This window comes from Aeromonas sp. FDAARGOS 1411, assembly GCF_019047125.1.
In the GTDB taxonomy this organism is placed as follows: Bacteria; Pseudomonadota; Gammaproteobacteria; order Enterobacterales; family Aeromonadaceae; genus Aeromonas; species Aeromonas veronii.
The window spans coordinates 3,527,501-3,549,397 of the sequence record NZ_CP077214.1; the positions used below are offsets into that span (position 1 = coordinate 3,527,501).

At 60.0% G+C, this 21,897-nt stretch carries 20 protein-coding genes (1 of these 20 running past the window's edge); 12 read left to right on the forward strand and 8 right to left on the reverse strand.

Annotated elements, in window-relative coordinates; all coding sequences use genetic code 11:
• Both I6L41_RS15950 and pepQ read right to left on the reverse strand, forming a co-directional pair.
• Nucleotides 1-481: the 5' portion of a YigZ family protein gene (locus I6L41_RS15950; protein WP_216959962.1), read on the reverse strand. It extends 137 nt beyond the left edge of the window; only the first 481 of its 618 coding nucleotides appear in the window; it begins with the start codon at nt 479-481; its stop codon lies off the left edge, out of view.
• Nucleotides 481-1,803, reverse strand: a complete 1,323-nt coding sequence (pepQ, locus tag I6L41_RS15955) for a Xaa-Pro dipeptidase (protein WP_216959965.1) — start codon at nt 1,801-1,803, stop codon at nt 481-483. Before pepQ ends, I6L41_RS15950 begins: the two co-directional genes overlap by 1 nt.
• A 191-nt stretch (nt 1,804-1,994) precedes the next feature.
• Here pepQ and I6L41_RS15960 point away from each other — a divergent pair, with 191 nt between their 5' ends.
• The 6 genes from I6L41_RS15960 to I6L41_RS15985 all read left to right on the forward strand — a co-directional run bounded on the left by I6L41_RS15960 (nt 1,995) and on the right by I6L41_RS15985 (nt 11,155).
• Entirely contained in the window at nt 1,995-3,932 is a 1,938-nt protein-coding gene (locus I6L41_RS15960; RefSeq protein WP_216959969.1) for an acetoacetate--CoA ligase, read from the forward strand.
• 204 nt (nt 3,933-4,136) lie between these two features.
• Complete coding sequence (gene fadB, locus I6L41_RS15965; protein WP_216959973.1) at nt 4,137-6,284, forward strand: fatty acid oxidation complex subunit alpha FadB; 2,148 nt, start codon at nt 4,137-4,139, stop codon at nt 6,282-6,284.
• Nucleotides 6,285-7,469 (forward strand): acetyl-CoA C-acyltransferase FadA, encoded by a 1,185-nt coding sequence (fadA, locus tag I6L41_RS15970; protein WP_201906638.1) that lies wholly within the window; start codon nt 6,285-6,287, stop codon nt 7,467-7,469.
• Nucleotides 7,470-7,747: 278 nt separating this feature from the next.
• Nucleotides 7,748-8,470, forward strand: coding sequence for a response regulator (locus I6L41_RS15975; RefSeq protein WP_005339475.1), 723 nt, complete (start codon nt 7,748-7,750; stop codon nt 8,468-8,470).
• Nucleotides 8,467-9,912 (forward strand): ATP-binding protein, encoded by a 1,446-nt coding sequence (locus tag I6L41_RS15980; RefSeq protein ID WP_005357365.1) that lies wholly within the window; start codon nt 8,467-8,469, stop codon nt 9,910-9,912. The genes I6L41_RS15975 and I6L41_RS15980 overlap by 4 nt, the downstream gene beginning before the upstream one ends.
• A 4-nt stretch (nt 9,913-9,916) precedes the next feature.
• Nucleotides 9,917-11,155: an ABC transporter substrate-binding protein gene (locus I6L41_RS15985; protein WP_216959976.1), complete on the forward strand. Its 1,239-nt coding sequence runs from the start codon at nt 9,917-9,919 to the stop codon at nt 11,153-11,155.
• 75 nt (nt 11,156-11,230) lie between these two features.
• Here I6L41_RS15985 and I6L41_RS15990 read toward each other — a convergent pair whose 3' ends face one another.
• Nucleotides 11,231-11,422 (reverse strand): hypothetical protein, encoded by a 192-nt coding sequence (locus I6L41_RS15990; RefSeq protein ID WP_005339471.1) that lies wholly within the window; start codon nt 11,420-11,422, stop codon nt 11,231-11,233.
• A 169-nt stretch (nt 11,423-11,591) separates the two neighbouring features.
• Here I6L41_RS15990 and tusA point away from each other — a divergent pair, with 169 nt between their 5' ends.
• Nucleotides 11,592-11,837, forward strand: a complete 246-nt coding sequence (tusA, locus tag I6L41_RS15995) for a sulfurtransferase TusA (RefSeq protein ID WP_005339470.1) — start codon at nt 11,592-11,594, stop codon at nt 11,835-11,837.
• Nucleotides 11,838-11,858: 21 nt separating this feature from the next.
• Nucleotides 11,859-12,206 carry a RidA family protein gene (locus I6L41_RS16000; protein ID WP_139405531.1) on the forward strand — a complete coding sequence of 116 codons (348 nt, stop codon included), beginning with the start codon at nt 11,859-11,861 and terminating at the stop codon, nt 12,204-12,206.
• 75 nt (nt 12,207-12,281) lie between these two features.
• On the opposite strand, the gene I6L41_RS16005 is transcribed toward I6L41_RS16000, so the two are convergent.
• Nucleotides 12,282-12,938, reverse strand: a complete 657-nt coding sequence (locus I6L41_RS16005; protein WP_005339468.1) for an OmpA family lipoprotein — start codon at nt 12,936-12,938, stop codon at nt 12,282-12,284.
• Nucleotides 12,939-13,067: 129 nt separating this feature from the next.
• Entirely contained in the window at nt 13,068-13,640 is a 573-nt protein-coding gene (locus tag I6L41_RS16010) for a DNA-3-methyladenine glycosylase I (protein ID WP_216959979.1), read from the reverse strand.
• 222 nt (nt 13,641-13,862) lie between these two features.
• Between I6L41_RS16010 and glyQ the strand changes: the two genes are divergently transcribed.
• Both glyQ and glyS read left to right on the forward strand, forming a co-directional pair.
• Nucleotides 13,863-14,786, forward strand: a complete 924-nt coding sequence (gene glyQ, locus I6L41_RS16015) for a glycine--tRNA ligase subunit alpha (RefSeq protein WP_005339464.1) — start codon at nt 13,863-13,865, stop codon at nt 14,784-14,786.
• 9 nt (nt 14,787-14,795) lie between these two features.
• The gene (gene glyS, locus I6L41_RS16020) at nt 14,796-16,865 is read left to right on the forward strand and encodes a glycine--tRNA ligase subunit beta (RefSeq protein ID WP_216959982.1); all 2,070 of its coding nucleotides are present in this window, start codon (nt 14,796-14,798) and stop codon (nt 16,863-16,865) included.
• A 75-nt stretch (nt 16,866-16,940) separates the two neighbouring features.
• On the opposite strand, the gene I6L41_RS16025 is transcribed toward glyS, so the two are convergent.
• Together I6L41_RS16025 and I6L41_RS16030 are read right to left on the reverse strand one after the other, a co-directional pair.
• The gene (locus I6L41_RS16025) at nt 16,941-17,267 is read right to left on the reverse strand and encodes a hypothetical protein (protein WP_216959985.1); all 327 of its coding nucleotides are present in this window, start codon (nt 17,265-17,267) and stop codon (nt 16,941-16,943) included.
• Nucleotides 17,268-17,269: 2 nt separating this feature from the next.
• Complete coding sequence (locus I6L41_RS16030; protein ID WP_216959988.1) at nt 17,270-17,650, reverse strand: hypothetical protein; 381 nt, start codon at nt 17,648-17,650, stop codon at nt 17,270-17,272.
• Nucleotides 17,651-17,997: 347 nt separating this feature from the next.
• Between I6L41_RS16030 and I6L41_RS16035 the strand changes: the two genes are divergently transcribed.
• Together I6L41_RS16035 and I6L41_RS16040 are read left to right on the forward strand one after the other, a co-directional pair.
• Nucleotides 17,998-18,762 (forward strand): EAL domain-containing protein, encoded by a 765-nt coding sequence (locus tag I6L41_RS16035; RefSeq protein WP_216959990.1) that lies wholly within the window; start codon nt 17,998-18,000, stop codon nt 18,760-18,762.
• Nucleotides 18,763-18,875: 113 nt separating this feature from the next.
• Nucleotides 18,876-19,370: a DM13 domain-containing protein gene (locus I6L41_RS16040; protein WP_201948254.1), complete on the forward strand. Its 495-nt coding sequence runs from the start codon at nt 18,876-18,878 to the stop codon at nt 19,368-19,370.
• Nucleotides 19,371-19,443: 73 nt separating this feature from the next.
• Here the strand turns inward: I6L41_RS16040 and I6L41_RS16045 are convergent, their stop codons facing one another.
• Nucleotides 19,444-21,708, reverse strand: coding sequence for a methyl-accepting chemotaxis protein (locus tag I6L41_RS16045; RefSeq protein ID WP_216959993.1), 2,265 nt, complete (start codon nt 21,706-21,708; stop codon nt 19,444-19,446).
• Nucleotides 21,709-21,897 lie beyond the last annotated feature (189 nt).

A 21,897-nucleotide genomic window follows, 5' to 3' on the forward strand; every position in this document is an offset into this window, starting at 1 on the left:
CATTATGGCTACTGATCAGCGACTCGACCGTCCCCATGTCACCGTAATCGCAGTGAATGAGAGAGGGAGTGCGTGGCACCTTGAGCAGGGTGGGCAGTTGCTTGAGGGCGGCACCGACGCCGCCTCCATAGGCTTTGACCAGCCCACCGGTGCCAAGCTGGATGCCGCCGTAGTAACGCACCACCACGGCACAGATTTCACCGAGCCCCGAGCCCATCAACTGGGCCAGGATCGGCTTGCCCGCAGTACCGGAAGGTTCGCCGTCATCGCTGAAGCCATAAACCTGACTATCTTGCGGCGCACCAGCCACAAAGGCCCAGCAGTGGTGGCGAGCGGCCGGATGTTGGCGCTTGATCTCGTTGACCCACCCCTTGGCCGCCTCGACGGTCGGGGTGTGGGCGATCAGGGTAATGAAGCAGCTCTTCTTTATCTCTTCGGTCAACTCCAGCGGGGCAGCCGGAATGGAGTACGCTGCCGCCATCAGAGTCCTGCTTGTCTGGTCATGTTCTCCACCCCATTGGCGTGCAGCACTATGTTGTCTTCGATGCGGATGCCGCCGAACGGCCGCAGTGCCTCCACCTTGTTCCAGTTGACCCGTTTGCCCTGTTCGCCCTGACGCAGCGGCTCCAGCAAACTGTCGATGAAGTAGAGACCCGGCTCGATGGTGAACACCTGATCAACCTCCATCACCCGGGTGCAGCGCAGATAGGGGAACAGCTCGGGCGCCGCCAGATGGGTGCCGCGCTCATCCTGCATGAAACCACCCGCATCATGCACCTGCAAACCGAGGAAGTGGCCGAGTCCGTGAGGGAAGAACACATTGGTCACCCCGGTGTTGATCATCTCGTCTACCGACATATCCACCAGCTCGGTCGCTTGCAGCAGGCGCGCCAGCTTGTGGTGCATCTGCAGGTGTAGCTCGCTGTAACGACGACCCGGCTTGATCTCCTTGATGATCTCCTGCTGCTGCTCGTCGAGGGCTGCAATCAGATCGGCAAACTCACCGCGCCGCCACGCCCAGGTACGGGTGATGTCGGAGGCATAACCATGAAAATCGACGCCGGCATCGATCAGGAAGGAGTGGCGCTCCGCATCCGGCACCCGCAAGGCAGACAAATGGGTGTAGTGAAGGATGGCCGCGTTGCGGTTGATGGCGACGATATTGCCGTAGGGCGCCTCATTGGCCCCCTGCCCGACCGCCTTCATGTAGGCCAGATTAATCTCGAACTCGCTCGCCCCCGCCATAAAGGAGTCCTTGGCGGCGATATGGCCGCGTACCCCGATCCGGTTCGCCTCGCGCAGACACTCCAGCTCGTAGGGTGTCTTGTAGGCGCGGTGATAGTGCAGGTAGTTGAGCACCGCCTCCGGATTGGGCTGGGTCAGCCCCAGCAGTTCAGCCACTTCCAGATGACCGCCCAAATAGGCCCACTCCTGCTTGTTGGCAGGTAGATGGTCGGCCACCTGTTCCGGCCGGGTCAGGAAACGGATATCGAAGAACTCGACCCAGAAGGCATTGGGCAGATCCGCTACTTTGTGCCAGAAATCCACCGGGCGGTAGAACAGCAGGATTGGTTTGTTCACCCCGTCCACCAGCAGCCAGCAGTGGGGATTGTCCAGCACCGGCAACCAGGCTTTGAAGTGGGGGTTTACCTTGAACGGGTAATCCTGATCATCGAGGAAGATGCGGTGGGTCTGGCCGGAGTGGATGGCCAGTCCGCTGAGCCCCTGTTGTTGCAGAATGTCGCGGGTGCGCTGCTGCAAGGTATCGAGGTGCTGGGCAAAAAGTTGGCTGTAGCTGCTCATGGCGTCCTGCTCCGAGGTGAATGTGATTGCAGCATAACATCAAGCGCTTGGCGACTCGACCCGTCAAGCTGCCGCTTCGTGAGGTAACGCATACGTTACAAACATGTTTGTTATCAACATAAAACCAATCATTAACAAATAAAAAACAATTCAATACACTGCCGGTAGATACATGAAGTCAGGGATTACTCATGGACAACCTCTGCCTGTGGCAACCGGATCCGCTCGGGATGCAGCAATCCAACCTCTACCGTTTTATGGCGGAGGTGAACCGTTTCCACGGCTTGCAGTTGCAGAATTACCCGCAGCTTTATCAATGGTCGGTGGAGAAGACCACCCGTTTCTGGCCGCTGGTGTGGCAGCACTGCGGCGTCAAGGGGGAGCTCGGCAACATAGTGGCGGAGAACCGTCAGGATATGCAGCGCACCCGCTGGTTCCCCGATAGCCGCCTCAACTTCGCCGAAAACCTGCTGCGCCGTCAGGACGAGAGCCCGGCTATCATCTCCCGGATCGAAGGTAGCCCAAGCCGCACCCTGAGCTGGGGTGAACTGAGTGATCAGGTTGCCCGGCTGGCTCAGTGGCTGCGTCATCAGGGGATTGGTCGTGGCGATGTGGTCGCCGCCTACCTGCCCAATATTCCGGAAACCGTGGTTGCCATGCTGGCAACCACCAGCATCGGGGCGATCTGGACCTCCACCAGCCCCGACTTTGGCGAGGCCAGCGTGGTAGAGCGCTTCGGCCAGACCCAACCACGAGTGCTGTTTGCGGTGGATGGCTATCGCTACAACGGCAAAGCTATCGACATTCAACAGAAGGTCGCCAGCGTGGTGAGCCAGATCGGCAGCATAGAGCAGACGGTGATGATCCCCCTGCTCGGCAACCCGCTGCAGCTTGGTCACGACTGGCAGCAAGTGCTGGCAAGCCAACACGATGCCCAGCTCACCTTCGAGTCGATGGCCTTTAATGACCCGCTCTACATCCTCTACTCCTCCGGCACCACCGGCAAACCCAAGTGCATCGTGCACGGCATCGGCGGTACCCTGCTGCAACACCTGAAAGAGCACCAGCTGCACTGCGACATCAAACCGGGGGAGCGAATTTTCTACTTCACCACCTGCGGCTGGATGATGTGGAACTGGCTGGTAAGCGCGCTCGCCTCCGGCGCCACTCTGGTGCTCTATGACGGCTCGCCGTTTTACCCGGATGGCAATGTGCTGTGGGATCTCGCCCGCGACGAGCAGGTCAGCTTGTTCGGCACCTCGGCCAAATACCTGGATGCGCTGCACAAGCAGGGTTATGCCCCGATCAAGACCCACGACTTGCCACACCTGCGGCTGATCTGCAGCACCGGCTCCGTGCTGTCGCCGGAGGGGTTTGACTACGTCTACCAGCAGATAAAGCAGGATGTGCAGCTCAGCTCCATTTCCGGTGGCACCGACATCTGCTCCTGCTTCGTCATCGGCAATCCGCTCAGCCCTGTCTATCGTGGCGAGAGTCAGGGGCGTGGCCTCGGTCTCGCGGTGCAGGTATTCAACGAGGCGGGCCAGCCGGTGCAGGGGGAGAAGGGCGAGCTGGTCTGCACCAAGCCGTTCCCGGCCCAGCCCATCTACTTCTGGGGCGACGAGAATGGCGACAAGTACCACGCAACCTACTTCGAGCGGTTCGACAACATCTGGTGCCACGGCGACTGGATCGAGCTGACCCCGACCGGCGGCATTCTGTTCTACGGCCGCTCCGACGCCACCCTCAACCCGGGCGGCGTGCGCATCGGCACCAGCGAGATCTATCGCTATGTTGAACAACTCGACGAGGTGGAGGAGAGCATCGTCATCGGCCAGCAGTGGCAGCAGGACGAGCGGGTGGTGCTGTTCGTCAAGCTCAAGGCGGGTTGCAAGCTGGATGAGCCGCTGCGCGAGCGGATCCGCCAGCAAATAAAGCAGCACTGCACCGCCCGCCACGTGCCCGCCCGCATCCTGCAGGTGGATGCCATCCCCCGCACCAAGTCCGGCAAGATCGTCGAACTGGCGGTGCGCGAAGTGGTACACAACCGGCCGGTCAACAACACCCATGCCCTCGCCGATCCCGAGGTGCTGGACCAGTATCGCAACCGGCCGGAACTGGCCAGTTGATAACAAACTCACATCCATCGGAGGCGCCGCAAGGCGCCTCTCTTGTACCCGTTCTGTGATGAAGAGCTTTTACTCGAGATCTGTTAAACAAATGTTTTAAATAGGTGTTGAAAATGTCTCCTTTTGGATCAATAGTGAGCCTCGCCCCCTGCTGGGGATTAAGGAGCACCACTCCCCACTGAGTGGGAACAAGGAGACACTCTCATGATCTACCAAGGCGAAACCCTGTCGGTCAGCTACCTCGAAAACGGCATCGCCGAGCTGAGGTTTGATGCCCCGGGTTCAGTCAACAAGCTGGATCGCGCTACCCTGCTCTCCCTGAGCGAAGCGATCGCCGCATTACAACAAGAACGTGAACTAAAAGGTCTGATCCTCACCTCCGGCAAAGACGCCTTTATCGTCGGTGCCGACATTACCGAATTCCTGGAACTGTTCGATCTGCCGCAAGAAGATCTGCTCGGCTGGCTGAAAAAGGCCAACGACATCTTCAATGCCATCGAAGATTTGCCGGTCCCGACCCTTTCCGCCATCAAGGGACACGCTCTGGGCGGCGGCTGCGAGACCATTCTCTCCACCGACTTCCGTCTGGCTGACACCACCGCCAAGATTGGCCTGCCCGAGACCAAACTCGGCATCATGCCGGGCTTTGGCGGCACTGTCCGTCTGCCGCGGGTGATCGGCGCCGACAACGCGCTTGAGTGGATCACCACCGGCAAGGATTACCGTGCCGATGACGCCCTCAAGGTGGGCGCCATCGACGCCGTGGTCGCCCCGGACGCACTGCAGAGCGCTGCGCTGCAGATGATCAAGGACGCCATCGCAGGCAAGCTGGACTGGCAGAGCCGTCGCGCCGCCAAGAAAGCGCCGCTGCGCCTCTCCAAACTGGAAGCCATGATGAGCTTCACCACCGCCGCCGGCATGGTTGCCGCCGTGGCGGGCAAACACTATCCGGCACCGATGACTGCGGTGAAAACCGTCGAGGCCGCCGCAGGTATGGGCCGTGACGAAGCGCTGGTCGTTGAAGCACAGGGCTTTATCAAGCTGGCCAAGACCGATGTCGCCAAGGCACTGGTCGGTATCTTCCTGAATGATCAGCACATCAAGGCGCTGGCCAAGAAGGCGGCCAAGCAGGCAAGCAAGGCCACTGGCCACGCCGCCGTACTGGGTGCCGGCATCATGGGGGGCGGCATTGCCTACCAGTCTGCCAGCAAGGGCATTCCGGCGGTGATGAAGGATATCAACGAGAAGGCGCTGGCACTTGGCATGGGCGAAGCCACCAAGCTGCTCAACGGCCAGCTCGAAAAGGGCCGCATCGATGGCATCAAGATGGGCCAGGTGCTCTCAGCCATCACTCCGACCCTCAGCTATGACAACGTCAAAGGCGTGGACGTGGTAGTCGAAGCCGTGGTCGAGAATCCCAAGGTGAAAGCCGCCGTACTGGGCGAAGTGGAAGGGATCATTGGCGAAGACGCCGTGCTCGCCAGCAACACCTCCACCATCCCCATCTCCCTGCTGGCCAAGGGGCTGAAGCGCCCGCAGAATTTCTGCGGCATGCACTTCTTCAACCCGGTGCACCGCATGCCACTGGTGGAGATCATCCGCGGCGAGCAAACCTCCGATGAAACCATCAACCGCGTGGTGGCCTATGCCGCCGCCATGGGCAAGTCCCCGGTGGTGGTCAACGATTGCCCGGGCTTCTTCGTCAACCGGGTGTTGTTCCCCTACTTCTTCGGCTTCAACAAGCTGGTCGCCGATGGTGCTGACTTCGCGGCCGTCGACAAGGTGATGGAGAAGGAGTTCGGCTGGCCCATGGGCCCCGCCTACCTGCTGGACGTGGTTGGCATCGACACCGGTCACCATGCCGGTGACGTGATGGCGCAGGGCTTCCCGGCACGCATGAGCAAGGAAGGCCGTACCGCCATCGACGTTATGTACGAAGTGAACCGCTTCGGTCAGAAGAACGGCAAGGGCTTCTACGCCTACGAGCAGGACAAGAAGGGCAAGCCGAAGAAGGTGGCCGACGCCGCCAGCTACGAGCTGCTGGCCCCCATTGCCAAGCCGAAACAGGATTTCGACAAGGACGCCATCATCGCTCGCATGATGATCCCGATGATCAACGAGGTGGTGCTCTGTCTGGAAGAGGGCATAGTCGCCACGCCAGCCGAAGCCGACATCGCACTGGTCTACGGTCTGGGCTTCCCTCCCTTCCGCGGCGGCGTGTTCCGCTATCTGGACACTATCGGTCTGGATCGCTACGTGGCCATGGCCGACCAGTATGCCGACTTGGGCCCGCTCTACCGCGTCAGCGACAAGCTGCGCGAGATGGCTGCCCAGGGCAAAACCTTCTACTGATTGCGGAAAGGAGATCCATTCATGAAAGACGTAGTCATTGTCGACTGTATCCGGACCCCGATGGGCCGGTCCAAGGGCGGCGCCTTCCGCAACGTGCGTGCAGAAGATCTGTCCGCGCACCTGATGAAATCCATCCTGCTGCGCAACCCCAACCTCGACCCGAACGAGATCGAGGATATCTACTGGGGCTGCGTGCAGCAGACCCTGGAGCAGGGCTTCAACATCGCCCGCAACGCCGCGCTGCTGGCCGGTATTCCGAAGCAGGTGGGGGCGGTCACCGTCAACCGCCTGTGCGGCTCAAGTATGCAGGCGCTGCACGACGCCTCCCGCGCCATTCAGGTAGGTGATGGGGATATCTTCATCATCGGCGGCGTCGAGCACATGGGTCACGTACCGATGAGCCACGGCGTCGACTTCCACCCCGGCATGGCCAAGTCGGTGGCGAAAGCCTCCGGCATGATGGGGTTGACCGCCGAGATGCTAGGCAAGCTGCACGGCATCAGCCGCCAGCAGCAGGACGAGTTTGCCGCCCGCTCCCATCGCCGCGCTCACGCCGCCACCGTGGAAGGGCGCTTTGCCAAGGAGATCGTCGGGCTGGAAGGCCATGACGCCAGCGGCGCCCGCTTCTTCTACGACTACGACGAGGTGATTCGCCCGGAGACCACGGTCGAAACCCTGAGCCAGCTGCGCCCGGTGTTTGACCCGGTCAACGGCACCGTCACCGCCGGCAGCTCCTCGGCCCTGTCAGATGGCGCCGCCGCCATGCTGGTGATGAGCGCGGATCGCGCCAAGGCCCTCGGCCTCACGCCGCGCGCCAAGGTGCGCGCCATGGCCATCGCCGGCTGTGACGCCGCCATCATGGGTTACGGCCCGGTGCCGGCGACCCAGAAGGCGCTCAAGCGTGCCGGTCTGACTGTCGGTGATATCGACCTGTTCGAGCTGAACGAGGCGTTTGCCGCCCAGTCCCTGCCCTGCGTGAAGGATCTGGGTCTGCAGGATCAGGTGGACGAGAAGGTGAACCTGAACGGCGGCGCCATTGCGCTGGGCCACCCGCTCGGCTGCTCCGGCGCCCGCATCTCCACCACCCTCATCAATCTGATGGAGGAGAAGGATGCCACCCTGGGGGTTGCCACCATGTGTATCGGTCTGGGTCAGGGCATCGCCACCGTGTTTGAACGGGTGTGATAACCAGCCGGATCGACGGGATGCACTACTGAGAGTTGTCCCTTTTCGGGGCCAGTCTGACTGGCCCCTTTTCAAGTCTGTGACGAACGCCACACGGGGTGCTCGTCAGTGGTCAGAAGCTGTCTGTTGGCCGTCCCGTTTGGGTCGGCCTTTTTTCGTTTTAATCTTATCAATAGGCTGTTATTGCCTTAAACCTCACATTAGATAGGGGGCTTGCTTGCTTTTTACTCCCCCGACAGGTTCAATCTGCACAAAAAAATGGGTGGATGCACATACATATGTCAATGAGCAAACAACTGCTGATCGTCGATGACGACCAAGAGATCCGCGAGCTGCTCAATGAGTACCTGACCCGGGCGGGCTTTCAGGTATTGACGGCGGCGGAGGGCAACGAGATGCGCCAGCAACTCGCCCAGCACAGCCCGGACCTGATTATTCTGGACATCATGATGCCCGGCGAGGACGGTTTTACCCTCTGCCAGCAGATCCGTCGTGACTCCCAGGTGCCCATCATCATGCTGACCGCCGCCTCCGACGAAGCGGATCGGGTGATCGGTCTGGAACTCGGTGCCGACGACTATATCGCCAAGCCGTTCAGCCCCCGCGAACTGCAGGCCCGCATCAAGGCGCTGCTGCGCCGCGCCGAATTCCGCCAGCCGGAAAAAGAGAAAGAACCAAGCCGCCGCCTGCGTTTTGCCGAGTGGACCCTCGACACCCTGAGCCACCAGCTGACCCATGATGATGGCAGCCTGCTGGATCTCTCCGGCAGCGATGCCATGCTGCTCGGCATGTTCCTGCAACAGCCCGGCGTGGTGCTGGATCGGGACACCATCTCGGATGCCACCCGCGGCCGCGAAAGCCTGCCGATGGAGCGCGGCATCGACGTACAAATCAGCCGTCTGCGCCAGAAGCTGGGCGACAACGGCAAGAGCCCGCGCATCATCAAGACCATCCGCGGTAGCGGCTACATGCTGATCGCCGAAGTGCACGAGCTGCCATGAGCAACAAGTGGTCCTGGGGGGCGCTGGTGCCCCGCTCCCTGTTGTCACGGATGATCCTGCTGCTGTTGCTGGCCATCCTGCTCTCCCAGACCATTCTGACCGGCATCTGGATGCAGCAGATCCAGAAGCGGGAGCTGGAGGGGATGCTCAGCACCACCCGCAACCTCGCCATGTCTGCCGCTTCCACCGTCAATTTCTTCAAATCCCTGCCGCTGCAGTATCGCCATATCGCGCTGGACCAGCTGCGCAACATGGGGGGCAGCCGCTTCTTCGTCTCGCTCAATGAGGAAGAGATCCACATCAACGCCATCCCCGACAGCGAACGCAAGACGCAGGTGCTGGAGGAGGTGCAGGGAGTGCTGACCCGCAAGCTCTCCGATGCCATGGCGATCAAGGTGGACTTCTCCCGCCCTGATGACCTCCACGTCTTCAACAACGACACCCTGCTGGCGGATCTCCCCTCCTCCTGGGCCCGTTACACCCTGTCGCTGGAGCCGCTCAATCCGCCGGTGCTGGTGACCCAGATCGAGATTGAAAAGGGGGAGTGGCTCTATCTGGCGGCCCTGCTGCCCGCCCCCTACATGACCCTCGACGATACCGTGATGCCGAGCAACCAGGTGCGTTTCATCGCTCTGATGACGGTGTTCCTCTGCTTCTTCACCTTTATGCTGGTGCGCTGGCAGACCCGCCCGCTGCGCCGCCTCGCCAAGGCGGCGGTGAATCTCGGCAAGGATATCGATCAGCCTTCGCTCAAAGAGGAAGGAGCGTCGGAAATCGTGGCGGCGACCCGCGCCTTCAACATCATGCAGCACCGCATTCGTCGCTATATCGACGATAGAGAGCGGCTGTTCAGCTCCATCTCCCACGACCTCAAGACCCCCATCACCCGACTGCGACTACGGGTCGAACTGCTCGATGACGAGGTGCAAATCGCCAAGTTCAACAAGGATCTCGACGAACTGGAGCTGATGGTGAAAGGGGCGCTGCAGACGGTCAAAGAGACCGACATTCACGAGAATATCGAGGAGATCGACATCAATGCCCTGCTGGAGCAGATGGCGGAGTCGATGAACCTGCACGACGAGCGGCTGACCATCGAAGGCCACTGCAAGTGGCCCTATCGCGGCAAGCTGCTGGCGCTCAAGCGCTGCATCGGCAATCTGGTGGACAACGGCATCAAGTACGGCCAGAAGGTGCGCATCATCATCATGGATGACGAGGAGATGCTGATCCTCTTCATCATGGATGAGGGCCCCGGCCTGCCGGACGATCAGTTCGAGCGTATCTTCGAACCCTATTACCGGCTCAGCACCGATCAGGCCGGCACCGGCCTCGGTCTTGGCATCGCCCGCAACATTGCCCACGCCCACGGCGGCGATCTGGTGCTGGAAAACCGTCCGCAAGGTGGCCTGCAGGCCACGCTCTCCCTACCAAGGCAGTAACCTTATGAAGTGGTTGTCTTTTTCTGTCATCGCCCTGCTCTCTGCTCCAGTTGCCGCCTCCCAGGTGGAGGTACTGCACTGGTGGACGTCCGGCGGCGAAGCAAAAGCGGTCGAAGTGCTCAAATCCGAGTGGACCAAACAGGGCAACCAGTGGAACGACTTCGCGGTACAGGGCGGCGGCGGCAAGAGTGCCATGACGGTATTGAAGAGCCGGGCACTGGCGGCCAACCCGCCCGAAGCGGCCCACCTCAAGGGCTATGAACTCAAGGAGTGGGCCGGGCTCGGCTTCCTGCGCGATCTCACCCCCATGGCCGAACACCTCGGCTGGTACAGCCAGATGCCGCCCATGGTACGGGCCACCCTCAGCCAGAATGGCGCCCTGATGGCGGTGCCCACCGGCATCCACCGGGTCAACTGGCTGTGGCTAAACCGCAAGATCTTCGAGCGCAACAAGCTGACTCCACCCACTGACTGGGCCCAGTTTGTCACCGTCGCCGACCAGCTTAAAAAACGGGGCATCACCCCGCTCGCCATCGGCAACGAGCCCTGGCAGCTGGCGGTACTGTTTGAAACGGTGGCGCTCGGTGAGGGGGGTAAAGAATTCTATCGCAAGGCGTTCCTCGAGCAGGACAGCGCCACCCTGACCGGCCCCGACATGGTGCGGGTGTTGACCCGTTTCCAGCAGCTGCGTGCCTATGTGCCGCAAAAATACGCCGGTCTGAAGTGGCATCAGGCCACCAATCTGCTGGAGAGCGGTGGCGCCGCCATGCAGGTGATGGGCGATTGGGTGAAGGGTGAACTGAGCGCCGGTAACTACCGACCGGGTGAGGATATCGCCTGCCTGCCGAGCCCGGGCAGCGCCGGGCTGTTCAGCTACAATCTCGACTCCATCGCCATGTTCAAACAGCGGGATCCGGCCCAGCTGCAGGCGCAGGGGGATCTGGCCCAGCTGCTGATGACGCCGCAATTTCAGGAAGAGTTCAATCGGGTGAAGGGGTCGATCCCGGCACTGACCAATCCCGACATGAGCAAGTTCGACCGCTGCGCTGTCCGCTCCTATCAGGATTTCCTGCTGGCGGAAAAGCAGGACAACCTGCTGCCCAGCATGGCGGAAGGGATGGCGACGCCGACCAATATGCGGCAGGCGATCCTCGATGTGCTGAGCAACTTCTTCAACGATCCCAAGGCCAAGCCGGAGCAGACGGCGCTGCATCTGGAGCGGGCGATGCGCTCGACCCGCTGAGCCGGGTACATTGCCAAACGGCAGAAATGACAAAGGCGGAATTACTCCGCCTTTGTTGTTGAATCGTCATCCGATTCAGGATTGATCGTTCTCGTCCTCATCCTCGTCATAGTAATCGCTGAGCTCGATCCAGAGCCCCAACCCGACCATCACCATGGAGCCGAACCAGGTACCGGTATTCCCGATCGGGCTGCCCATCACTATCATGGCGAAGGACAAGAACCCCATGCCTGCATAGGCTTGTAATCTGCCGTAGGAGACCTGCATATTCACCTCCTTGTTGAATATGGTTCAATTTTTATATTACTCGTCCGGCGCAAGCTGGATAGGGTCGAATAACATTTCGGTTACATATGCTGGTTAATGGGTCGTTTGTTTGATTATTTTTTAGCCCTGAGTATCATTGGCAGCCGAATAGGTTGAAGGTTGATAATAGATGAGTGATTTATTCTGCGGCGCAACTCATGAGTTGGACGCAATCGGGCTTCGTTGCCCGGAACCCGTTATGATGGTTCGCAAGAAAGTGCGGCTGATGGCGGATGGCGAGACCCTGCTGGTCAGCGCCGACGATCCCTCAACCACTCGCGACATCCCCAGTTTCTGCCGCTTTATGGATCACACCCTGGTCGCCAGCGAGACAGAGCAGGCCCCCTACCGCTATCTGATCCGCAAGGGTCAATAAGCCCCCGTACCGGAGCACTCCATGACAACCATTACCCGAATCGGCACCACCCAGCGTTGGTCAGACGTGGTCATCCACAATGGCACCCTCTACGTGGTGGAAGTGCCCGTCAGCGAAGAGGCCGACATCCACCAGCAGACCCGCGAAGTGCTGGCAAGCCTGCAACGCCTGCTGGAAGCCAACGGCTCCGGCGTCGACAAGATCCTGATGGCCAATATCTATCTGAAAGACATTCGGGACATCGCTGCCTTCAACGAGCAGTGGGATGCCTGGATCCCGGCAGGCACCGCGCCGGTTCGCGCCTGCGTACAAGCCCGCCTGGCCCATGAAGGCTACAAGGTCGAAGTACAGCTGACAGCGGCTGTCTAAGACTTTCCCGGCTTGAGCTAGCAAAAGGCCCCGCCATTACTGGCGGGGCCTTTTCGTTACCGAAACCTGAGAGACTTAGGCGGTCGGGGTCAGGGTAATGGTCACGCGACGGTTCTGGGCTTTGCCAGCGGCTGTGCTGTTGGTAGCAACCGGCTGATCCGGGCCCACGCCGGTGGTGGAGATGCGGCTACCTGCTACGCCCTGACCAATCAGCTGGGCGGCAACGGCATCGGCACGATCGCGGGAGAGCTTCATGTTCAGATCGCGGGATCCTGTGCTGTCGGTGTGACCGACCACGTTCAGGCGGGTCTTGTCGAACTCGGCAACCACCATGGCCACGCCGGAGAGGGTGTTGGCACCGGCCGCTTTCAGCTGGGAGCTGGAGCTGTCGAAGGTGACGTTGTTCGGCATGTTGAGGATCAGCTCATTGCCATTGCGGGTCACGCTGACGCCGGTGCCCTGCAGCTTCTCGCGCAGCTTGGCTTCCTGCACGTCCATGTAGTAGCCGATACCGCCACCCAGCGCCGCGCCGGCAGCAACGCCGGTCAGGATGCCCTTCTTGCGGTCACCCTTGCTGGAGGAGAGCGCACCTACGGCCGCACCGGCAGCGGCGCCAGCCAGCGCGCCCCAGGCACCTTTGGAGGTCTGGGATTCACCTGTGTAGGGGTTGGTGGTACAGCCGCTCAGGGCAACGGTCAGTGCCAGAGCAGGCACCAGGATCTTGGCTCGCATGAAAAAACCTCTGTGAAAACAATCCGGCACCATGCCGGGGGCCGGATTGTAACGCGCTGGCACGCCATTGTCTGACGCAAGCCTGAACAGATGGCGAGAGTGGTGTTTTTTTGGGCAATCGGCGGGTTGTCAGCGCGGTAACTGACACTCGGCGTGGCAAGGACAGCTGACCAGATGATCGTTCACCATCCCCACCGCCTGCATAAAGGCGTAACAGATGGTGCTGCCGACGAAGGTAAAGCCGCGTTTCTTGAGCGCTTTCGACATGGCATCCGACTCCGGCGAGGTCGCCGGAATGTCGCCGTTACCCTGCCGCTGGTGGACGATGGGGGCGCCGCCCACGAAGCTCCACAGATAATCGACGACGTCGATGCCTTCAGCCTCCAGCGCCAGCAGGGCGCGGGCGTTTTTGATGATCGACTGCACCTTGAGCCGGTTGCGGATGATGCCGCTGTCCTGCATCAGCCGCTCCACATCCTGCTCGTCGAACTGCACGATGCGCACCGGATCGAAGTCGGCATAGGCGCGGTAATAGCTCTCGGTACGCTTGAGGATGGTGATCCACGACAGCCCCGCCTGCTGACCGTCGAGGCAGAGCTTGGCAAACAGCTCGCGGGCGTCATAGACCGGCCTGCCCCACTGTTTGTCATGGTATTCAATGTATTCCGGGTCTTTGGTCACCCAGGCGCAGCGCAGTTCCATTTCCTCTCCCCTGTTATTTCAGCGGTTTCCCCGTCCCTGCCCACTCAGCAGGCGGCACTGCTCACATCATATACCGGACATCCCGCCCGACCAGCCAGAGCGCAGCACCATCCCGCGAATCCGCTGCAATTTCGCCTATTATCCGACCATGCCAGACGGTATACTCCCTCGGTTCACATTCAGCAAATCTTGCTCTGATTTTCATTTCGCGCGAAAAAAATTATGCAAAAATTCGATGTCAAAACCTTTCAGGGCCTGATCCTGCAGCTGCAGGACTATTGGTCCCGCCAGGGCTGTACCATCATTCAGCCGCTGGATATGGAAGTGGGTGCCGGTACTTCCCACCCCATGACCTGTCTGCGTGCCCTGGGCCCGGAGCCCATCGCCTGCGCTTACGTGCAACCGTCCCGCCGTCCGACTGACGGCCGCTACGGTGAAAACCCGAACCGCCTGCAGCACTACTACCAGTTCCAGGTGATCATCAAGCCTTCCCCCGACAACATTCAGGAACTCTATCTGGGCTCCCTGAAAGAGCTGGGCATGGATCCCGAGATCCACGACATCCGCTTCGTGGAAGACAACTGGGAAAACCCGACTCTGGGTGCCTGGGGTCTGGGTTGGGAAGTGTGGCTGAACGGCATGGAAGTGACCCAGTTCACCTACTTCCAGCAAGTTGGCGGCCTCGAGTGCAAGCCGGTCACCGGCGAGATCACCTACGGTCTCGAGCGTCTGGCCATGTACATTCAGGGCGTGGACAGCGTCTACGATCTGGTCTGGTCTGACGGCCCGCTGGGCAAGACCACCTACGGCGACGTGTTCCACCAGAACGAAGTGGAGCAATCCACCTACAACTTCGAACACGCCGATGTGGAGTTCCTGTTCCACTGCTTCGAGCAGTACGAGAAGGAAGCCCAGAACCTGCTGGCACTGGAAAAACCGCTACCGCTGCCTGCCTACGAGCGCATCCTCAAAGCCGCTCACTCCTTCAACCTGCTGGATGCCCGCAAGGCCATCTCGGTCACCGAGCGTCAGCGCTACATCCTGCGCATTCGCACCCTGACCAAGGCCGTGGCAGAGGCATACTACGCCTCCCGCGAAGCGCTGGGCTTCCCTATGTGTCAGCGCAGTGAGAACAAGCAAGGTTAAGGAACGGACATGGCACAACATACATTTCTGGTAGAGATCGGTACTGCTGAGCTGCCGCCCAAAGCCCTGCGCTCCCTGGCCGAAGCCTTTGCCGACAACCTCAAAAGCGAACTGACCAAGGCCGATCTGGCCTTTGGCGACGTCGAGTGGTTTGCCTCACCGCGCCGTCTGGCGCTGAAGGTAAGCGAGCTGGCTGGCGAACAGCCGAGCAAGAGCGTCGAGAAGCGCGGCCCGGCCGTAGCGCAGGCGTTCGATGCCGAAGGCAAGCCGACCAAGGCTGCCGAAGGCTGGGCTCGTGGCAACGGCATCACCGTTGAGCAGGCCGAGCGTCTGGTCACCGACAAGGGCGAGTGGCTGGTTCACACCGCCAAGGTTGAAGGCCGTCCGGCCGTCGATCTGCTGGGCGAGCTGGTTGCCTCCGCACTGGCCAAACTGCCGATCCCGAAGATGATGCGCTGGGGCGACAAGACCATCCAGTTCGTACGTCCGGTCTTCACCGTGACCCTGCTGCTGGATGGCGAGCTGGTTCCCGCCCACATTCTGGGTATCGACTCAGCCCGCACCCTTCGCGGCCACCGCTTTATGGGCGAGAGCGAGTTCACCATCGACAACGCCAGCCAGTACCCGCAGATCCTGCAGGAGCGCGGCATGGTGATTGCCGACTTTATGGCGCGCAAGGCCAAGATCAAGGCTGACGTCGAAGCGGCCGCTGCCGCCTTCGGTGGCGTAGCCGATCTGGACGACGCCCTGCTGGAAGAAGTGACCGCACTGGTCGAGTGGCCTGTGGTGCTGACCGCCAACTTCGAAGAGAAGTTCCTGGCCGTTCCGGCTGAAGCGCTGGTTCACACCATGAAGGGTGACCAGAAGTACTTCCCGGTTTACGACAAGAATGGCAAGCTGCTGCCGAAGTTCATCTTCGTCACCAACATCGAGTCCAAAGACCCGAGCCAGATCATCAGCGGCAACGAGAAGGTGGTTCGCCCCCGTCTCTCTGACGCCGAGTTCTTCTTCAAGACCGACCTCAAGCAAACTCTGGCCTCTCGCCTGCCGCGCCTTGAAACCGTGCTGTTCCAGCAACAGCTCGGCACCGTCAAGGCCAAGGTCGAGCGCATCGAGACCGTCGCCGGCTTTATCGCCGAGCGCATCGGTGCTGACGTAGCTCAGGCCAAGCGTGCCGGTCTGCTCTCCAAGTGTGACCTGATGACCAACATGGTTGGCGAGTTCACCGACACCCAGGGTGTCATGGGGATGCACTACGCCCGTCACGATGGCGAAGACGAAGCGGTGGCCGTGGCCCTCAACGAGCAGTACATGCCGCGCTTTGCCGGTGATGCCCTGCCGTCCGGTCTGGTTGCCTGCGCCGTCGCGCTGGCCGACAAGTTCGACACTCTGGCCGGTATCTTCGGCATCGGCATGCTGCCGAAGGGTGACAAGGATCCGTTCGCCCTGCGTCGCGCCGCCATCGGTGCCCTGCGCATCATGACCGAGAAGCAGCTGGACTTGGATCTGGTTGAACTGGTTGAAGAAGCGGTACGCGTCTACGGCGACAAGCTGACCAACAAAACCGTCGTTACCGACGTGGTCGACTTTATGCTGGGGCGCTTTCGCGCCGCCTATCAGGACGAAGGCATCGGTGCCGACGTGGTGCTGGCCGTACTGGCCCGCCGCCCGACCCGTCCGCTCGACTTCGATCGTCGCGTCAAGGCCGTCAGCCACTTCCGCACCCTGGATGCCGCACTGGCACTGGCTGCCGCCAACAAGCGCGTGAGCAACATTCTGGCCAAGGTCGAAGGCGAACTGCCGACTGCCGTCAAACCGGAACTGCTGGTCGATGCCGCCGAGAAGGCGCTGGCCACCCAGGTTGCCGAACTGCAAGCCGAACTGGCCCCGCTGTTCGCTGCCGGTGACTATCAGGCTGCCCTCACCCGTCTGGCCGCCCTGCGCGAGCCGGTCGACACCTTCTTCAACGAAGTCATGGTGATGGCCGACGACGAAGCCCTCAAGGCCAACCGTCTGGCACTGCTGAACAACCTGCGCAACCTGTTCCTGCAAGTCGCGGATATCTCCCTGCTGCAGTGATCTAGGTTGGGTTGAGTGATAGTAAAAACGGCGCCGTTAAGGCGCCGTTTTAATAAAAATAATTTCTTCAAAAAACTATTTATATGGATTATATCCAACAACATTGATGAGATATGATAATGCATAATGTATTGCATAGTCGTACACATCATGAGAATAACCGTATGAATTTAAAACCAATCTATTATGCCATAATTTAATATCATAACCATTATGAATATCAATTCCTACACCATCATTTTTTGATTTGGAATATGACATATCTATGTTGGCATTTTTATGAAATGAATATCCAACGCCACAATGGTTTGTTTCACACCCTGATATTCTTGCATTTACGCCATTTCCTATGACAAATCCAGTGCCACAATTAATTGCGCTACAATTAGTGATTGTAATCATGTTTACCCAACCATTGAGTGCAATTGAGAAAGTACATCTCCTATTGTTCCTGATGTGTACCATTCATATATTTTTTCTGCAATCGTTATAATATTTGATGCATCAGAAAGATAAGATGAAATACCGTTATCAGAAACCATTTCATTTATGGACTCCACTGATACAGAGCCTTTCCCTAGTTGTTGTAAAACATCAATTAGCTGCATTGCCGGTATTTCTGAACCAATAAACAATTCAGATAACGAGGAGACATCACTTCTAATTAATATCCCCTGTCCACAGTTAACTATTTTGTTCCCCTCAATGTCCAAATCGGCATCGCTTACTGTATTTATAGCTACTGAACAAAAAGATATGTCATTGTTACGGATTTTTATCGCCATCTCTCACCCCATATATTATATCATCGACAACTAAAGCACAGTTGTTAAACTGATTCAATAATAAATCCGCCCAATCCATTTCATACACTTTCCATATATGTATCATCACAGCCTGTAGGTTCGATTAGCCGTCAGGCGTAATCGGACGTTCGCGTAAATCGATTCTCCCGCTATCACGGCCAGCCGATTTCCCCCTACGGCTGGCCGCCCCTGAATAACGGCAACAACTGTAATCAAAACCTCTCGTTCGTCCGATTACGCCTACCGGCTAATCGAACCTACAGGGGGGTGATCAGCTGTTATCATTTGAGGCAGTGCCCAGCGCCGCCACGCCCAAGAGGAAAGTCATGGATATACCTGCCGCCCCGTCCCCCGCCATCTGCCAGCTGTGTCAGGAGAAAGCAGATCTCGACTTCGACTTCACCATGGCCTTTCAGCCCATCGTCGATTGCAGCCAGCGCACCATCTTCGGCTACGAGGCGCTGGTGCGGGGGATCAACAACGAACCGGCGCAGAGCGTGATTGCCCGGGTCAACGACGACAACCGCTACCGCTTCGATCAGCTGTGCCGCATCAAGGCCATCGCGCTGGCGGCACGGCTCGGGATGAAGGGGATGCTGAGCATCAATTTTCTGCCAAACGCGGTCTACCGTCCGGAGCGCTGCATCCGCACCACCCTGCAGGCGGCCCGCGAGCACCACTTCCCCATCGAGCAGATTATGTTCGAGCTGACCGAGGTGGAGCAGGTGCAGGATAGCCAGCATCTTCGCGGTATCGTCGATCACTATCAGGCCCTCGGCTTCAAAACGGCGATCGATGACTTTGGCGCCGGTTACTCGGGCCTCAACCTGCTGGCCGATTTTCACCCCAATATCGTCAAGCTCGATATGCACCTGCTGCGTGGCATCGACCATGACCCGACCCGGCAAGCCATAGTGCGCCACTGTCTGGCGCTGTTTGCCGAGTTGCAGATCACCCCGCTGGCGGAGGGGGTCGAGACCCGCGAAGAGATGGCCTGCCTGCGGGAGATGGGCGTCAGCCTGATGCAGGGCTATCTGTTTGCCCGCCCCGGCTTCGAAACCCTGCCGGAAGTGGATTTCGCCAGCCTGTAAGCCATATCAACCGCGGCTGCGCAAACATCCGGCTCCATAGCGCGGGATGACAAGCGGTTTAGCCAGCACCACTGCTATGATGCTGGCACCTGTTCATCAACGACCGAGATATCATGAAACGCAAAACCATGGCCCTGCTGCTGGGCACCCATCTGCTGGTCGCGGCGGCAGGGTTTGCCGCCGGTGTCTACACCCTACCAATCCTGATCGCGCCACCCGCCCCTGATACCGAGCTGGTAGCGGCCAGCCAGCAGCAAGCGAGATTCCACGGCACCTTTCGCCGGGATCTGAAAGACAGCGATCGGCTGCACTGGGGGGAAGGCAAGGTGAGCATAGGGCCGGATGCCGTCAGCCTGATGGGCAAGCTGGCCCCCGGGCCGGACTACCAGCTCTACCTCTCCCCCGAGTTTGTCGAGACCGAAGCCGATTTTGCCCGCCTCAAGGATCAGATGGTGCGAGTCGGGCCGGTGAAGACCTTCGACAACTTTATCGTGCCGCTGCCCGCCACCATCGATCCGGCCCGCTACAGCAGCGTGATCGTCTGGTGTGAAACCTTCGGCCAGTTCATCACCGCCGCCCGTTATCAGGATCTGCGCCCGGAGCAGTAACCTCGCCCCAGACCCGCACCATGAAAAAGGGCTGACATCGCTGTCAGCCCTTTGGCTATCCGCCCCTTCGTCATTAACGCTCCAGTTTGGTCATCTCCCGCAGCAGCTGATCGATGCAGCCCACTACCTGCTCTGAGTTCTGCTCGATCTCGCGGTAGAGCGCCTCAGCCTCTTCATGCTTGTGCTGATTTTTCAACGCGATAATCTGCTGAATCACCTGATGCAGTCTGGCGTGGGGGGCGGCCATCGCCCTGAAGGCGGGTTGATCGCCGCAGCATGCCTGCCCTTCGCTGAAGTACCAGTGGCCAAGGCGGCACTCCTTGTCACTGACCGCCTCGCTGCGCGACAACCCCTCCTGCCCATCCAGATAGGCGCGCACCCGGGTCTTCCAGCCCATATGAGCGGCACGGGCGCGACTCAGCACCATCCGCACGTTGGAACCATCCTGGAACTGCCCGGCCAGATCCCCCAGCTTGTCCACCAGGGTCGCCACATGGCTGGCGATATGAGCGGTATCCCGCGCCACCAGCGTGGTGGCCTGGGAGATCTCGTGGACGCTGACGATATTGCGGGTGATCTCGTCGCTCACCGAGGATTGCTCCTCCGAAGCGGCGGCGATCTGGGTGTTCATGTCGCGAATGCTGTTGACCGCCCCCTTGATCCGGCCGAGGGCTTCTCCCGCCTGATTGGCCCGCTCCACCGACTCCCCCGCCCGCGAGACGCTGTGTTCGATCATGGTCACCGTGGTGCCCACCGCCCGTTGCAACTGCTCGATGGTGCCGCGGATCTCGGCGGTGGAGTGCTGGGTGCGCCCGGCCAGCGAGCGCACCTCGTCGGCCACCACCGCAAAACCGCGCCCTTGTTCACCGGCCCGGGCCGCCTCGATGGCGGCGTTGAGGGCCAGCAGGTTGGTCTGCTCGGCGATGGACTGGATCACTGCCAGCACCGAGCCAATCTGCTCGCTGGCCTTGGCGACCTCTTTCACCGTGTTGCCCGCGCTGGCGATCTCCTCCGCCAGCTGTTCGATCATGTTGACGCTCTGCTGCACCACCTCATCGCCGGTGACCGCCTGATTGTCCGCTTCGTTGGCCGCTTCGGCCGCCTGCGCCGTGTTATTGGCCACCTCGTGTACCGTGCTGGTCATCTCGGTCATGGCGGTGGCGAGCTGGGTGGTCTGCTCCTGCTGGCGCGTCATGCTGCCAAGGTTGCCCGCCGCACTGCGCGACAGCCGCTCGCTCTCACCAGCCAGTTCGCCCAGTGTCGCGGTGAGCTGGCTGATGGTGTCGCGGATCTTGGCAACAAAGCCATTGAACGCCGACCCGAGGCGGCGGATCTCCTCCGGCCCCGCCACCGGCAGCTTGCTGCCGAGATCGCCGGAGCCATTGGCCAGCGCCTCCAGCGCCTTGACGCTGTCGAGCAGCGGACGACTAAGACGCGCCAGCAGCAGCACCAGCGCCACCGCAATCAGAGCGGTGCCAAGTAGCGCGATCATTACCATCTGCCAGCTCTGGCGTACCAGCGCGGCTGCAACCTCACTGTGATCACGCGCCAACTCGATCACCCCGACCGCCTTGCCGGAGAAGTCGCGCAACGGTGCCGCCATCACCAGAAAATCGCTCCCCTGCTGCTTGATGGTGGTGAAGCGGCTCTCTCCCGCCAATACCTCCTGATACCAGTCCACCGACTCACCAAGCATGGAGGTACCAGTCAGCATAACGGGTTTACCCTGTTCAAACAGATAGATGGCAAGGCGACTGTCCTTGCCCAGCAGATCGGCAAACAGCGAGGTGTCGAGGGCGCGGCCAAACTCCACCGAGCCGACCGGCTGACCATTGAAAGTGACCGGTACTACGCCGCGGATCCCGGTGCCGCCCTGACCGGTCTCCAACCCGCCGACCGGTTGATGATTGCGGTTCACCTCGACCACTGCCAACCGTGTAGTAGAGAGGTCGTCGCCATGATTTGCGGGCTTGTGTACCCGATAAAGGGAAGTAGCCGGGGGAGTGTGAAAGTGAAACTGCTGGATCCCCTGCGCCTTGAGGGCGGGCCAGAGCGGATCAAACAGATTGGCGAGGGTCTGCCAATCCTTGTCGGCCACAGCTCTGGCAGCATCCGGCCGCTGGGCGATCAGGGTCGCCGCCAGCACGGTTTCATGGCTGGTGTTTTTGATCACCGCTTCCACGTTCTGGAGCTGGCTACGCAGTGCAGCCTGCTCGGCCGCGAGCGCCCGCTGGCGATTTTCAAACAGATTAAAGGTAAGCAGCACCACGGCGAGCAATACGATGCCGCCGATTGCCAGCAGCGTGATCTGGTGACCCAGTTTGCGAGGGGGGAACATAAGACACCATCCTTGACAGTCATACCCAACCTACAGGATGGAACGGTTAAGTCGGGAGTCCATCAGAACTTAACCCTTTGTTGATATTGATCAAACGATTAACAGGCAAAATGCGAGGCAGCTCAAACGGGGGGAATATCCACCAGATAGAGGGCCATTCCCTGCTTCGTGAGAGGCCCTGCATCCAGC